The sequence below is a fragment of the Corynebacterium sp. HMSC076G08 genome (genome assembly GCF_001811515.1).
Classification (GTDB): Bacteria; Actinomycetota; Actinomycetes; order Mycobacteriales; family Mycobacteriaceae; genus Corynebacterium; species Corynebacterium hiratae.
Genome location: NZ_KV805080.1, coordinates 1 through 14,267, shown reverse-complemented (window position 1 = coordinate 14,267; position 14,267 = coordinate 1). Strand labels below are relative to the sequence as shown.

The following is a 14,267-nucleotide window of genomic DNA, read 5'->3' as shown; positions in this document are numbered from 1 at the left end:
CACTACGTGTCCACGATTTGCGGGCAACCCCAGACCAGGGCGCCGGATTGGTAGAAGGCATTGGCGCGGGTGATGAGGTAGGCGTAGCTAAGCTGCGTCCTACCGCCAGCCCGCCCAACAGGAGGAAGAACGCTGCTACGCAGCCCCACGCCAGGCGGGCAGGCACGGCGCGCAGGCCACTACCAGCCGCGGCCTCCGAGCTAGCCGGGCCGGGAAGAAATTGGGACATGGCCACGAGATCGGCATAGGCGGAATCGCTGAGCCACTTCCGGCGGCTGACAAACTCAGCGCGGAAATAACCCAGGTGGGAAGCCGGCCCGCCAAAGGCGGTCCACCCCAGAGGGGAGGAAGGAGCGCCGCACATCGCTCAGTGTGCTCATGCTCCGCATACTAATTCCTCAAGGATCACCCCGCTCGGTGAACGAGAGTGACGCACGCAGGAGGTGATCTGCGTTACTCTGAAGGGGTCGAATTCAGTTTTCTTCAACAAAAGGAGATGGCTCTCACCATGCGTATTGCTGTACCCAAAGAAATCATGAACAACGAAAACCGCGTCGCCCTTACCCCCAGCGCCGTGGACATCCTGATCAAGGATGGTCACGAGGTCCTGGTGGAAACAGCGGCCGGGGAAGGTGCTTCTTTTCCGGACTCCGACTATGAAGCCGTCGGCGCGACCATTGTCCCTTCCGCTGCGGAAGCCTGGGCGGCGGACATGGTAGTCAAGGTCAAGGAGCCCCTCGAATCCGAGTACGGCTATCTGCGCGAAGACCTCCTGCTGTTTACCTACCTGCACCTGGCCGCAGACCGCCCGCTGACGGAAGCACTCATGAAGGCCGGCACCACCGCTGTGGCCTATGAGACCGTAACCGATTCCCACGGCACGCTGCCGCTGCTGACCCCGATGTCCCAGGTGGCTGGTCGCCTCGCGGTTACTGAGGGTACGCACCACCTGCTGTCTACTGAGGGCGGGCGCGGATTGTTGGTAGCCGGTGTACCGGGCACGCGGCCGGCCCGCGTTGTCGTCATCGGTGGCGGCCAGGTGGGAGCTTCTGCGGTGGCGATGGCGCACGGTCTGCGCGCGGAGGTAACCGTGCTGGACCTTGACCCGCACGTGTTGCAGCGCTTCGACGAGCAGTACCAGGGCAACGTGCGCACGATTGTCTCGGACCCCGCGGCGTTGGAGTCCGAGCTGCTGGAGGCAGATCTGGTCATTGGCGCAGTTCTGGTTCCGGGCGCGGCGGCCCCGAAGTTGGTGCGCGAGGATGTGGTCCAGCGGATGAAGAAGGGCGCTGTGCTTGTCGACGTCGCTATTGACCAGGGCGGTTGCTTCGAAAACTCCCGCAAGACGTCGCACGACGAGCCAACCTTCAAGGTGCACGACACCATCTTCTATTGCGTCGCGAACATGCCGGGCGCGGTGGCGAACACCTCCGCCCGCGCGCTGGGTTCTGCCACTCTGCCCTACATTCGCGCAGTGGCTGCCGACGGCTTCGATGGTGCGGTGGAGCGCTTCCCAGGCTTGGCCAACGGCCTCATGACTCGTGGGGGAGAGCTGCTGTCCCAGCCGGTGAAGGAGGCCTTCGGGCTTTAAGGGGCGCGGTTGATGAGCATCGCTGCGACCCGCTCCATGTGATCCCAGATCATGGCGCGATAGGCCGGCGGGATGGTCTCCTCGTCGATCTGTGCCAATGAGTTGCCCATGAGCTCGAGCCAGCGATCGTGAGCGGCCATGTCGATGGGGTAGGGCGCGTGGCGCATGCGCAGGCGAGGGTGGCCGCGCTGTTCGGAAAAGAGCTGTGGACCACCCCAGTACTGCACAAGGAACCACGTCAGGCGCTGCTGTGCGCCCTCCCAGTCATCATCCGGGTACATCGGGCCGATGAGATCATCGGTGCGTACCTGGGCGTAGAAGCCACTGACGAGTTTCTCAAAGGTCTCCATTCCACCTACGGCTTCGTACACGCTCGTTGGTTGCACGCCTAATCTTCCTTTCGCGTAAGGCCCGGTTCTTCCAGATCAAAGATAGCCATCCCTCGTGGGTAGGGCGTGGTAATTCCTTCCGCATGCATGGCGGTGAGGATTTTCGCTTGCATGGCGCGCTGCACATCCCACTGCTTGCCCGGTAGCGTCTTGACGGAAACGCGGTAGGACATGTGGTCCACTTCCAGGCCAGACATGCCATTGACCGTGGGGGTGGCCAGGATGAAGTCCTTGATGTCGGAGTCGCGGGCGGCTTCTTCTGCTGCGGTGGTGATGACGTCGACTGCTCGGGTGGGGTCGTTGCTCAGCGCGATGGGGACTTGGACGCGGGCCACAGAGTAGCGGTCAGAATGGTTGGCAACCTGCAGAATTTCGCCGTTGCGGACGTACCACAGCGCGCCATCGATATCGCGGACCGTGGTGATACGCAGGGAAATGGACTCTACATCGCCGAAGACCCCGTTACCGAGGTCGATGGTGTCACCGATGCCGTACTGATCCTCCATAAGCATGAAGATGCCGGAGAGGAAATCCTTGACCAATGCTTGCGCGCCGAAACCAAGGGCGACGCCAACCACGCCAGCAGATGCTACAAGCGGGGCGACGTTGACGCCGAGCTTGTCCAAGATGGCCAACACTGCCCAGACCCAGACAAAAATGGCGACCGCGGAGCGGCCGACGCCGGCAAGAGTCTGGATGCGGGAAGTACGCCGTGCCTCTTGCGTTTTCTCGAGTACCTTATCGGTCGTCCGGTGAGCTTTGCGAGGAGAGAGCGGCGAGCTGAGCTTGCCCTTCTTGACGCTGTTATCGGCCAGCTTGGTGATGAGCCGGCGCAGCAGCCAGCTGCCGATGATGGCGACGATGAGAATGAGCGCGATGCCGATGGGCTTGTCGATGAGCCAGGACTGCATGTTTTCGGTTTGCCACCACCTGGTGACTGTGTCGACGGCGTCGTTGGTTGTTTCGGAGGCTGAGCCTAGGCGTGCGGATAATGCAGTCACGCGTGTCCTTTCTTTTTGTCGCTCACGACTGACGCCTATCGATAGTAGGGAAGAGAGCTGAATATAAAAAGCTAGTCTTTCTCGCAACTGAACAGCTTGGTCTAGACTTGTGCCTCATGACTGACAACCGCACTCTTGGCTTTTCCTCCCGCTCCATCCATGCCGGTTACCAGCCGGATCCTTATATGGGATCCATCAACGTACCGATTTACGCTTCCACCACGTACCAGCAGGATGGCCTGGCGCAGCTGCGCGGCGGCTACGAGTATGGTCGCGTGGCCAACCCCACCGTTCATTCCCTAGAGAAGACCCTCGCGGCGCTAGAGAACGCCGAGTATGCCCGCTGTTTCGCCACGGGTATGGCAGCCGTGGATACCCTCATCCGCATCCTTGTGCGCCCAGGTGACCACGTGATTCTCGGCAACGATGCCTATGGCGGCATGTACCGCCTCCTGCACCACGACTACGGCGAGTGGGGCATCGAGCTGTCCATCGTCAACACCGCCGATACCGCGGCGGTAGAGGCGGCGCTGAAGGAGAACACCAAGCTGATTTGGTTGGAGACCCCGACCAACCCGGCGACAACAATCACGGATATCGCTACGGTCACTAAGACAGTCAAGGCGGCTGGCGACGCCCAGATCGTCGTCGACAACACCTTCGCCACGCCCTACCTGCAGAACCCGCTGGAGCTGGGCGCGGATCACGTCCTGCACTCCACCACGAAGTACCTCGGCGGCCACTCGGATGTGCTGGGTGGCGCGGTCGTGACCAACTCGGCAGAGATGGACGAGCGCCTGCTGTATTTCCAAGGCAATGTTGGTGCGGTGTCCTCGCCTTTCGACGCCTACCTCACCGCCCGCGGAATCAAGACCTTGGAGGTGCGCATGGATCGCCACTGTTCCAATGCACAGGCAGTGGCTGAATTTCTGGAGTCTCGTCCGGAGGTCAAGCAGGTGCTCTACCCGGGCCTGCCCTCGCACCCAGGCCACGAGTTGGCGAAAAAGCAGATGCGCGGCTTCGGCGGCATGATGTCCGTGCGCTTCCACAGCGAGGAGCATGCGCGCCAGATTTGCCTCAACACCAAGCTCATCTCGCTGGCAGAGTCCCTCGGCGGTGTGGAGTCCCTCATCGAGCATCCGCAGAACATGACGCATATCTCCGCGGAGGGCTCCGAGCTCGTCCCGCCGGCAGATCTCGTGCGTATTTCCGTGGGCATCGAGTCTATTGATGACCTGCTCGCGGACTTGGAGCAGGCCCTCGACGCCCTAGACTAAAACTACCGCGGCTCCAGCGCGTTGAGTAGGGAGCCGGCCGTGCGATCGGTTTCCTGCAGCATGAGCGGGTCCGTGCCCGGCATGGGGGAGATGGTGGTATCCGGCCACTGCGAATAGGTGGGGATACCGACGATGTGCAGGCGAGGGTCTTCGGTGCCGCCCGGGTTGACCACGCGTCGGTTCCACGTCGTCTCCGGCGAACCGGTGGCCTGGCCGTGGTCGACGAAGGCACGCACGCGCCCGTTGAGGGACACCGCGAGTGGATCGCCGGTGCGGCGGACATCGGGGGAGTGCATCCAGGCGTCGATAAGCCAGGTGGAGGAAGCTTCGCCGAGCGCGGTGCGCAGCGTGAACTTCTCGCCGATCTCCAGCTGGGGGCGTTGGCCTAGGAAGGTGACGAGGCCGGCGTCGACAAGCGCGAGCAGCTGACGGGTGCGGAAGAGCGGCGGGCCGGAGCCCACCATCTGCCCAAAGGCCATGAACTCCTTGTAGGTGCTGGTGCGGGACTCCCACGTCATCCGGCCCTCCGAGCCGGCGATGGAGGAGGGCTTGCGCGCGGCCGAGATGGCCCACAGTGCGGACTTCAGCGGGGAATCGGCGGCGGCGACGGCCTCCCGGATATCGCGGGCGAGGCCCTCGGCGATGTACTCGGTGAGCTCGGCGTTCTCAGTGCCATCGAAATCCGCCAGCGGGTGCGCCCAGTGCGCCAGGTCGAGCGGCTCAGTCGATGCGCCGTCGAGCGCGACGCGCAGCTGATCCGCCATGCCCCGAAGAACCGGGGCAGTGAGCTCCGTGGAATCGATCGTGGCGAGGATATCCTCGAGCGGGCGCTGCAGAGCATCCGGTGCCACCCGCGCCTGGTTTTCGTAGTACTCGGCGTAGGCATCGCGCAGGATGTGCGGCAGCAGCTGCGTGCCGAAGTCCAGCTCCACCTTCGGATCGAGCGCGGCGGCTGCGGCACGGAAGCGGGTCAGCTCAGCCTTCGGCGGCAGCGCGTGGTACTCCGACTTCGGGATATAAGGGTAGCCGCGGCCGGAGGAGACGATGAAGTGCGGCTCCTCGCCGTTCGGCTCGTAGCGCAGCCCGGAGCGGGTGGAGGGGTCCTCGACGAACTCGCCGCCGCGGTCGATGGTGAGCAGCGCCATGACGTCAAAGAAGCCCATGCCCAAGCCCCGGACCAGGACCTTCTCGCCCGCAGGGACCTCAGACACCGGCTGCTCCACGGGGTTATCCGGGCGCACCCAGTGCAAGCCGGAATCTGCGGCCTCGGCCAGCGCGCGCTCGGATTCGCTCAGGGCAGGCACTTGCCAGCCGTAGGCCAGGACGGTGGCGTCGGCGGTGACGGTGGAGGCGTCGGAAAGCGCAATGACATCGTGGCCCTCGGCCGCTTCGATGGACAACGCGCGGGCGCGGTGCTGGACGACGTCCACGCTCTCCGGCAGCTGCGCCAGTGCCACCTCGAAAACCCACTCCAGGTAGGCGCCGTAAAGCGCGCGGGAAGGGTTGGACTCGGGGCGGGTCTGCGCGAGCTCTTCGGCAAAAGAGGCGGCGAGCCCCTCGCGCGGCGGGTGGGAATCATAAAGCTCCAGCTTGGCGGGGGAGATGGAGGGGCGCTCGCCGCGCAGAAGCTGGATCCACTCGTAGAGGATGGGGCCTTCAAGTACCGGCGCGGTGGTCGTGGAGCCGGGCTCGGTGAATAGCGTGACCGCGCCAGCCAATGTGTTCATGCACAGCGTGCGGGTCTGTTCGGTGTCCCAAATGCGGCCAGCGCCGAGCGGGGCATCATCGATGATGTGGAGCCGCAGGGGTGACTGAAGGGGGGTCGCGCGCAGGTGGGCTGCAAGGCGCTCGACCAGCGAGATACCACGCGGGCCGGCCCCGACGATGGCGATGGCGGGCATATAAATCAACCTCAAACTTTTAGACTGTGCTGTCTAGTGGAATAATACCGCTCAGTATGCGTTGTGTTAAATCCAGAGACGCACTGCACACCGACTATCTACTTTCTGAAAGCATTACCGTGAAAACTCTACGCGCACTCGCCGCCACCTTGGCAGCAGCCCTTGCCCTAGCGGGCTGCTCTGCTGCGGACCGGCCGGAAGGGGAGGACAACGTCCTTACCTACCTCGAGCCGCAGTTCTTCCGCACGCTCTACCCGCCGGCCGCGGGCTTCTACCCCAACGGTGGCGTGGTCAACCAGCTGACCGACCGCCTCCTCTACCAAGACCCCGAGACCCTCGAGCTCTCGCCGTGGATCGCCACGGAGATGCCCAAGGTTAACGAGGATGCCACGGAGTACACGTTTACTATCCGCACCGACGTGACCTACTCCGATGGCTCTCCTTTGACCGCCGAGAACGTCGTGGCCAACTTCGATCTCTTCGGGCGCGGTGACAAATCCCGCACGCTGACCAGCTCCGAGCAGATCGCCAACTATGACCGCGGCGAAGTCGTGGACGAGGACACCGTGAAGTTCTACTTCACTCAGCCCTCCCCGGGTTTCCTCCAAGCCACCTCCGCCTATAACGCCGGCCTGCTCTCCGATTCCACGCTGGCCTTGGACAACGAAGGCTTTGGCCCTGGCAACGCGGTCAACGTCATCGGCTCCGGGCCCTTCGTAGTGGAGTCGGAAGAAATCGGCACCGACCTTAAGCTTAAGACCCGCGAGGACTATGACTGGGCCCCGCCGGCAGTCAAGCACCAAGGCCGTGCGGAGATCGACGGCGTCCACTACATCCTCGCTGCCGAGGAATCCGTGCGCACCGGAGCAATCCTTTCCGGCCAGGCCGATATCGCTCGCCAGATCTCCGCTCCGCAGGAGCCGCTGCTTGAGGAACAGGGCATCAACATCATTGCCCGCGGCACGAACTCCATGAACAACCAATTCGCCTTCCGCTTCGATCACCCGTTGCTGCACGATAAGCGCGTGCGCGAGGCCATCATCCACGGCGTGGACCGCGAGGAGATCCTCCGCGTGCTCTTCTCCGAGTCTTACCCGCTCGCCACCTCGACGGTGGCCGAGACTGGCCTGGCCTACAAGGACCAGTCCGCCGCCTATACCTTTGACCTGGAGGAATCCAAGCGGCTTCTCGACGAGGCCGGCTGGGAACCCGGGCCGGATGGCATCCGCGTCAAGGACGGCCAGCGCCTCGTCCTGCGCACTAACACCGCCTTGCCGCAGCCGCGTTCCAAGGAAGTCATGACCATGGTGCAGGACCAGCTGGGTGAGCTGGGCATCGGCATCCAGGTCAACGCCGGTGACCAGGCCACCCAGAACGCCGATGCCAAGGACATCAACAAGGTGCAGATTTACCACTCGATGGTCGGTCGCGCCGACTACGACGTCATCACCTCGCTCTATGGCATCAACAACCGCGATGCCTTCCTCAACCAGGACGCGGAGGGCAATCCCATCGACGAGCACCTGCAGGAGCTTCTCGACGCCGTCCTCGATACCCCCGATAAAGAAGGCCGCATCAATGCCACGGAAGAGGTGCAGGACTACCTCACGGAGCAGGCCTACGTGCTCCCGCTCTTCGAGGAACCCGTGGTTTATGCCGTGCGACCGGGCATTTCGGGCTTTAGCCCGGAATCGGTGGCGCGCCCGTGGTTCTACGAGGTCAGCATCGACGCCGCGCCGCAGCGCGCAGCATCGAATGAGGAGGAGAAATAAATGACAACCCGCCAGATTCTCAGCCGCATTGGGCAGGCCCTCCTCGTGCTGCTCATTACCTACACCGTGGCCTTCCTGCTTCTTTCGACGCTGCCCTCGGATGCCGTGCAGTCGCGCTTCGGCGATCCCGCCTTGGGCCTATCCCAGGCGGAGATTGATGCCATTCGGGATGAGATGGGCGCGGACAAGCCGCTTGTGGTGCAGTACTTCACGTCCCTGGGTGGCTTCCTCACCGGGCACTTTGGCAACTCCACGCAGTCGGGCGCCCCGGTAGCCACGCTGCTTGCCGACGCCCTTCCCCACACCCTCATCCTGGCCATCAGCGCCATCGGCGTGGCACTCATCGTGGCCGTGCTCGTTGCCTTCCTCGCCACGCTGCCGGGGCTCGGTGCTATCGGTTCCTTCTTCCGGGGCCTGCCTTCCTTCATGGTCTCGCTGCCCGGCTTCTGGATTGCCATCCTGCTCATCCAGTTCTTCTCCTTCCAGCTGGGCTGGGTGCGTGTTATCGAACCCGGGTCCGTCGAAGGCCTCATCCTGCCGACCCTGACGCTGTCGGTACCCATGGCCGCGCCGTTGATTCAGGTGCTGATTCGCTCCATAGACGAGACACAATCGCGGCCCTTCGTCCAAGCGGTACGCGCACGCGGTGCTTCGGAGTCCTGGATCTTCTGGCGCACCGTCCTGCGCAATTCGCTGCTGCCCACATTGACGATGGCGGGCCTGCTCTTCGGTGAGCTCGTCGGCGGCGCCGTGGTGACCGAGACCGTCTTCGGCCGCACCGGCTTGGGATACATGGTGGCCCAAGCCGTGGCTAACCGCGATACCCCGGTTCTGCTGGCGGTGGTTCTCATCGCCGCAACTTCCTACATCATCATCAACCTCGTCGTGGATCTGCTCTACCCGGTACTGGATCCCCGCCTGCGCGCCGGTTCCCCGAAACGCCGCGCTGCCGCCACTGAAGAAAGGACGGTGCGCTCATGAGTGTGACGTTCACCAAACCCCTGCGAACCTCGCGCCGCGCTCCCGCGGGGCAGGCCAACCCATGGCTCGCGCCGGGTTCCGTCATCGCCATTATCGTCCTCGCGGTGGCGTTCTTGGCCGCCCTGTTCCCGAGCCTGTTTACCTCGGCTGACCCGTACGCGGGCACCGACGTAGCCCTGTTGGCGCCGGGGGAGTCCGGCCACCTCATGGGAACGGACGCGGTGGGCCGCGACCTGTATGCGCGCATCGTCTACGGTGCCCGCCAGTCGTTGCTCGGCGCGCTGATCGCCGTGGCTGTCGGCCTCGTCGTCGGCACGCTGATCGGTCTTCTCGCCGGCTCCCTGCGAGGAGCGGTGGATAGCGTGCTCATGCGCGTCGTCGACGTGCTGCTGTCCATCCCCGGCATCCTGCTGTCGCTGTCGATCATCATCGTGCTGGGCTTCGGCTCCGTGCAAGCGGCTGTGGCCGTCGGCGCGACCTCGGTCGCGACCTTCGCGCGCCTGGCCCGCTCCCAGGTGATCACCGTGGCCAGCTCGGACTACATCGAGGCCGCGTACGGCGCTGGCGCCACCCACGCCACGGTGCTCTTCCGCCACATCCTTCCCAATTCACTCACCCCTGTTATCGCCCTGGCCACCCTGCAATTCGGCACCGCGATCCTGCAGCTGTCCATCCTCGGCTTCCTGGGCTACGGCGCCCCGCCGCCGACCCCGGAATGGGGCCTCATTATCGCCGAGGGCCGCGACTTCATGGCCACCGCCTGGTGGCTCATCATCCTGCCTGGCATCGCGCTGGTCGCCGTGGTGATGTCCGCTAACCGTCTGTCCCAGAACTTCCCCGTGGAGGCCTAACATGACTGTTATAAAAGATGCAGCTCAGCCCCTGCTCAGCGTGCGGGATCTAAACGTGTCCTATTCCACTGCAGGTGGTGACGTTTCCGCCGTGCAAGGCGTCAACCTCGAGGTTCACCCGGGGCAGATGACCGCCATCGTGGGCGAGTCCGGCTCCGGCAAGACCACCTCCGCCATGGCAGCCATCGGCTTGCTGCCCTCGAATGCCACCATCGATGCCGGAACCATCACCTTCGATGGCCGCGATATCACTTCGCTGCGTCGCCGCGAGTGGCGTGAGCTGCGTGGGCGGCGCATCGGCCTCATCCCGCAGGACCCGAACAACTCCCTCAACCCGGTGCAGACCATCGGCGCCTCGGTGGAGGAGGGGCTGCGCATCCACAAGGTTGGTACTGCGGCCGAGCGCAAGGCTAAGGCGTTGGAGTTGCTGGAGCGCGTCGGCATCGATGACCCTGCGCGCCGCTATCACCAGTACCCGCACGAGCTGTCCGGCGGCATGAAGCAGCGCGTGCTCATCGCCGCCGCCGTGGCGCTGGAGCCCGACCTCATCATCGCCGATGAGCCCACCTCCGCGCTGGATGTCACCGTGCAGAAGATCATCCTCGACCTCCTCGACGACATGCGCGCAGAGCTCGGCATGGGCATCCTCTTCATTACCCACGACCTCGCCGTGGCCGGTGACCGCGCCGACCGCGTCGTGGTCATGGAGTCCGGCCAGCTGCGCGAGGAGGGCCTGGCCGCCACGGTGCTGACGAACCCGCGCCACGACTACACCAAACGCCTGCTTGCCGACGCCCCCTCCCTCACCGTCGCCGACGCCCGCACAGCAACCACCGGCGCTGTTGCGAAGGCTGGCGCAACCGCTGAACGCGCTTCTTCTGTTCCCCACGTCGCGGCGACTGCTCGGGATGCCGGCGAACCACTGGTGCGCGTGGAAGGCCTGACCCAGCGCTTCGGCGACTTCACCGCGGTCGATGACATCTCCTTCACCGTGGCCAAGGGATCCACCCACGCCATCGTGGGCGAGTCCGGCTCCGGCAAGACCACGACTGGGCGCAGCATCGCCATGTTCAACACCCCGACATCGGGCAGCATCACCGTGGGCGGGCGTGACATCGTGGGCCTGCGCGGCAAGGCCTTGCGTGAAGAGCGTAACAACATCCAGCTGGTCTACCAGAACCCCTACGGCTCCCTGGACCCCAAGCAGTCCATCGGCCAGACGGTAGCGGAGCCGCTGAGGAACTTGAAGGGGGCGCGTGCAAGTGCGGCCAAGGAAAAGGCTAAGGAGTTCTTGGACCTGGTGGCGCTGAACCCGGACTACTACGACCGCCGCCCGCGCGAGCTCTCCGGCGGCCAGCGCCAACGCGTGGCCATTGCGCGCGCCATGATCGTGGAACCGGAGCTGGTCATCCTCGACGAGGCAGTATCCGCCCTCGACGTCACCGTGCAGGCCCAGATCCTGCGGCTGCTGGCGCGGCTGCAGGAGGAGCTCGGCCTGACCTACATTTTCATCTCGCACGACCTCGCGGTGGTCAACCAGATTTCCGATACCGTCTCGGTGCTCTCCAAAGGCCAGCAGGTGGAGTGCGGGCCTACGGCAGAGGTATTTAGCAACCCGCAGTCACCGTTTACCCGGAAGCTCATCGAGGCCATCCCCGGCTCTCGCTACCGCGCCGGCGACCTCAACCTGGGCCTGTAGCCTGGGCGAAAACGAAAGGATTAATTCATGGCAGACATCATAAACCTGTTGGCGGGTGTTGAGGGAGACGTGGCTCAGCTGCGCGAGCGCCGGCCCGAAGCAAAGGAGAACGCACAAGCCTCCTTCGCCGCGCTCCTCGAGCCTTCAGCGCCCGGCACGTTTAGCTATGCGGAGCGCTACGCTATCGCGACGTTTGTTGCGGGCGTGTATCAGGCGGCTCCTGCCGTCGCCTTTTATTCTGACCTGCTGGCGGAGGAATCGGAGGAGCTCGCCGCCGAGATAGCCCGCGCTGTAGAGCGCGGCATCACCAGCGGCCCGTACATCGATGGCGGCTTCACGCTTTTCGAGGGCTCACCGCGCCTCGCCGCCGCCCTTGACTTCGCCCACCTTCTGGTCTTCCACCCCAAGGACGCCTCCCCGGCCGCGATTGGTCACCTGCAGGCGGCCGGATGGTCCGACGATGACATCGTGACGCTGGCGCAGCTGGTCAGCTTCCTGTCTTTTCAGCTGCGCGTGGTGCACGGCCTCTCCGTGCTTGCCGGTACCGCGCAGCCCACGCCCGTGACTGAGGCGCCGCGTCCCACCCAGACCCCGGAGTGGGTGCCGGGGGAGGGGACGTTGGTGCCGGACGTCGTCAAGCCGCAGGGCTTTGTGGCGCACTCGCTGGGCTGGAAGCCCTGGGTGCCGCCGCAGCCGAAGGAGGAGTTCACGGACGCGCAGCGTGATGCGCTGATTAAGCCCGAGCGCATCGACATGGAGTACTTCCGCCTGCTAGCCCGCGACCCAGCAGCGCTCAAGGCGCGCACGCTCACGGACCTGGACATCTTCTACAACACCGACGGCGGCCTCGGCCGCGCCGAGCGTGAGCTGGCCGCCACGGTAGTCTCGCGCCTCAACGGTTGCGAGTACTGCGCGTCGGTGCACCAGCAGCGCGCGAAGGAGGAGGGCGGTGACGCCGCGGCGATTGACCGCCTGCTCGAGGAAGGCGTAGATGCTGACCTGGGCTCGGCGCAGTGGTCTGCCATCCGCGATGCCGCTCTGGCCCTGACCGAGTCTCCCTTTGCGTTCGACGCCTCCCACGTTGAGCGCCTCGAGGCCGTGGGATTCGATACCCTAGCCATCATCGATGTCATCAATTCCTCCGCGTTCTTCAACTGGGCCAACCGCCTGATGCTGACGCTGGGGGAGCCGGATGTACCGAAGCGTTTCCGCTAACGAGAAGGAGGAACAACCATGGTGAAAACTGCCGTTGTAACTGGTGCGACGGGTGGAATGGGCGCGGAGATCATCAAGGATCTTGCCCGGGGCCACCGCGTGTATGCCCTGGGCCGGCGCGCCGGGGAGCTGCCGGAGGCGGAGAACATCGTGCCGGTGGAAATCGACTTGCTGTCGCTTCTCGACGGCGCAGCGCTCCCCACCGAACTGGCTTCGCTTGAACGCGTCGACGTGCTCGTGCATGCGGCGGCGCGGGCGGATAAGCGCTCTGTGGAAAGCGCTAGGCCAGAGGATTGGCGCGCGCAGATGGACCTCAACGTGCACGTGCCAGCCGAGCTGACCCGCCAGCTTCTGCCCGCGCTGCGTGCGGCGGAAGGGCTTGTGGTGTTCATTAACTCCGGTGCCGGCATTCACTCCTATGGTGACAACGTCATTTACGCCGCCACGAAGCATGCTTTGTACGCGCTTGCCGACGGCTTGCGCCTCGGCGAGCTCGGCATCCGCGTGTCCACCGTCGCGCCGGGCCCGACGGATACCCCGATGCTGCAGGGCCTGCAGGACTACAACCCGGAGCATGTCATCGCCCCAGTCGAGGTGGCGAAGGCTATCCGCGCCACCGTTGATGCCGGCCCTACCACGCAGCTCACTGAGATCCGCGTGCGCCCACGCATTGAGCTAAACCAGCGCAAGTAGGTGGCGCGTTTTCTCTCAAGATGCGAAAAACCCAGCACACGGTACAGTTATGAGGCGTGTCCACCTCTCAACGCCGCCGCCCCGCCTATTTGGTGATCGCGGATTCGCTGCGGAGCAAGATTGAATCCGGCGAACTGAAGCCGGGTGATCGCTTCCCCACGGAGCGGGAATTGGTTCAGGAATACAAGGTGGCGCGCATGACAGTGCGCCACGCCCTGGACATCGTCTAGATCGAGGGACTTATCGACCGCAAGCGCGGGCGCACCGGCGGCACCTTCGTGCGTGCCACCCCGCCGACGTTGAGCCTGACGAGCGGGCGCAGCGCGCTTGACCAATTACGGGAGCATGGTCTTGAGGTTGAGGTGCGGGTGCTGTCGCTGACGCTTATTGAAACACCCGGGCACCTCGCCTCCACCTTTGGGATTGAAGAAGGCGATGCCGTGTGGGAATGCCGCACGGTGCAGATGACTGAAGGATCGCCCATCATGGCCTCCACGCTTCTTATCCCGCAGGCCTTGGCACCGCGCCTCACGGAAGAGGAAATGCAGAAGCCGCTGACTGAATTATTGACGGAGCTTGACCTGGCACCCGTATTTAAGCGGGATTCTCTCGTGGCCGCCACCGCGCGCACGGAGGAGCAGAAAGCCCTGGGCGTTGGACGCAACCAACCGGTCTTGCGCATTACGCGAACCGTCAAGGCAGAGGGCGGTGTCGTAGCTGCCCAGTTGGAAGAGACCCTGCGCCCCGATGCGGTCACGGTGGAAGTTGTCATCGGCGAGGACCCCACGCCGACCCTCGACTAATCACTATGAGTCTGCGACCCTGCGGGGGCAGCCGTCATTAGGTGTGTCCCTTTGGGGAGGCTGTTCAGAAGACTGAAATGGTAGCGGTGTGGTG

At 64.2% G+C, this 14,267-nt stretch carries 14 protein-coding genes; 10 read left to right on the top strand and 4 right to left on the bottom strand.

Annotation, left to right across the window (positions count from 1 at the left end; all coding sequences use genetic code 11):
* Positions 1-364, bottom strand: a 364-nt coding sequence (locus tag HMPREF2806_RS14075) for a chromate transporter (RefSeq protein WP_369799720.1), incomplete at its 3' end; no start/stop codon positions are given.
* Positions 365-508: 144 nt separating this feature from the next.
* On the opposite strand from HMPREF2806_RS14075, the gene ald reads away from it, so the two are divergent.
* Positions 509-1,591, top strand: a complete 1,083-nt coding sequence (ald, locus tag HMPREF2806_RS10625; RefSeq protein ID WP_070517680.1) for an alanine dehydrogenase — start codon at positions 509-511, stop codon at positions 1,589-1,591.
* Here ald and HMPREF2806_RS10620 read toward each other — a convergent pair.
* Positions 1,588-1,977, bottom strand: a complete 390-nt coding sequence (locus HMPREF2806_RS10620) for a globin (protein WP_083306547.1) — start codon at positions 1,975-1,977, stop codon at positions 1,588-1,590. The genes ald and HMPREF2806_RS10620 overlap by 4 nt on opposite strands.
* 2 nt (positions 1,978-1,979) lie before the next feature.
* Positions 1,980-2,891 carry a mechanosensitive ion channel family protein gene (locus tag HMPREF2806_RS10615; protein ID WP_232745431.1) on the bottom strand — a complete coding sequence of 304 codons (912 nt, stop codon included), beginning with the start codon at positions 2,889-2,891 and terminating at the stop codon, positions 1,980-1,982.
* 206 nt (positions 2,892-3,097) lie between these two features.
* On the opposite strand from HMPREF2806_RS10615, the gene HMPREF2806_RS10610 reads away from it, so the two are divergent.
* Positions 3,098-4,258, top strand: coding sequence for a cystathionine gamma-synthase (locus HMPREF2806_RS10610; protein WP_070517677.1), 1,161 nt, complete (start codon positions 3,098-3,100; stop codon positions 4,256-4,258).
* A gap of 2 nt (positions 4,259-4,260) precedes the next feature.
* Here HMPREF2806_RS10610 and HMPREF2806_RS10605 read toward each other — a convergent pair whose 3' ends face one another.
* On the bottom strand, positions 4,261-6,159 hold the full coding sequence (locus tag HMPREF2806_RS10605; protein WP_070517676.1) for an FAD/NAD(P)-binding protein: 1,899 nt from the start codon (positions 6,157-6,159) through the stop codon (positions 4,261-4,263).
* 56 nt (positions 6,160-6,215) lie between these two features.
* Here HMPREF2806_RS10605 and HMPREF2806_RS10600 point away from each other — a divergent pair, with 56 nt between their 5' ends.
* Genes HMPREF2806_RS10600 through HMPREF2806_RS10570 form a run of 8 tightly spaced genes read left to right on the top strand, consistent with a single transcriptional unit; the run spans position 6,216 to position 14,173 of the window.
* A complete protein-coding gene (locus HMPREF2806_RS10600) occupies positions 6,216-7,931 on the top strand; it encodes a TIGR04028 family ABC transporter substrate-binding protein (RefSeq protein WP_118779531.1) in 1,716 nt (571 codons plus the stop codon).
* Positions 7,932-8,912 carry an ABC transporter permease gene (locus HMPREF2806_RS10595; RefSeq protein ID WP_070517674.1) on the top strand — a complete coding sequence of 327 codons (981 nt, stop codon included), beginning with the start codon at positions 7,932-7,934 and terminating at the stop codon, positions 8,910-8,912.
* Complete coding sequence (locus HMPREF2806_RS10590; RefSeq protein ID WP_046647321.1) at positions 8,909-9,763, top strand: ABC transporter permease; 855 nt, start codon at positions 8,909-8,911, stop codon at positions 9,761-9,763. The genes HMPREF2806_RS10595 and HMPREF2806_RS10590 overlap by 4 nt, the downstream gene beginning before the upstream one ends.
* Position 9,764: 1 nt before the next feature.
* Positions 9,765-11,462, top strand: coding sequence for a dipeptide ABC transporter ATP-binding protein (locus tag HMPREF2806_RS10585; protein WP_070517673.1), 1,698 nt, complete (start codon positions 9,765-9,767; stop codon positions 11,460-11,462).
* A 27-nt stretch (positions 11,463-11,489) separates the two neighbouring features.
* Positions 11,490-12,677 carry an alkylhydroperoxidase domain protein gene (locus tag HMPREF2806_RS10580; protein ID WP_070517672.1) on the top strand — a complete coding sequence of 396 codons (1,188 nt, stop codon included), beginning with the start codon at positions 11,490-11,492 and terminating at the stop codon, positions 12,675-12,677.
* A gap of 18 nt (positions 12,678-12,695) precedes the next feature.
* Entirely contained in the window at positions 12,696-13,370 is a 675-nt protein-coding gene (locus HMPREF2806_RS10575) for an SDR family oxidoreductase (RefSeq protein ID WP_070517671.1), read from the top strand.
* 56 nt (positions 13,371-13,426) lie between these two features.
* Entirely contained in the window at positions 13,427-13,600 is a 174-nt protein-coding gene (locus tag HMPREF2806_RS13900) for a GntR family transcriptional regulator (protein WP_232745429.1), read from the top strand.
* Positions 13,601-13,648: 48 nt separating this feature from the next.
* A complete protein-coding gene (locus HMPREF2806_RS10570) occupies positions 13,649-14,173 on the top strand; it encodes a UTRA domain-containing protein (RefSeq protein ID WP_232745428.1) in 525 nt (174 codons plus the stop codon).
* Positions 14,174-14,267: the final 94 nt, after the last annotated feature.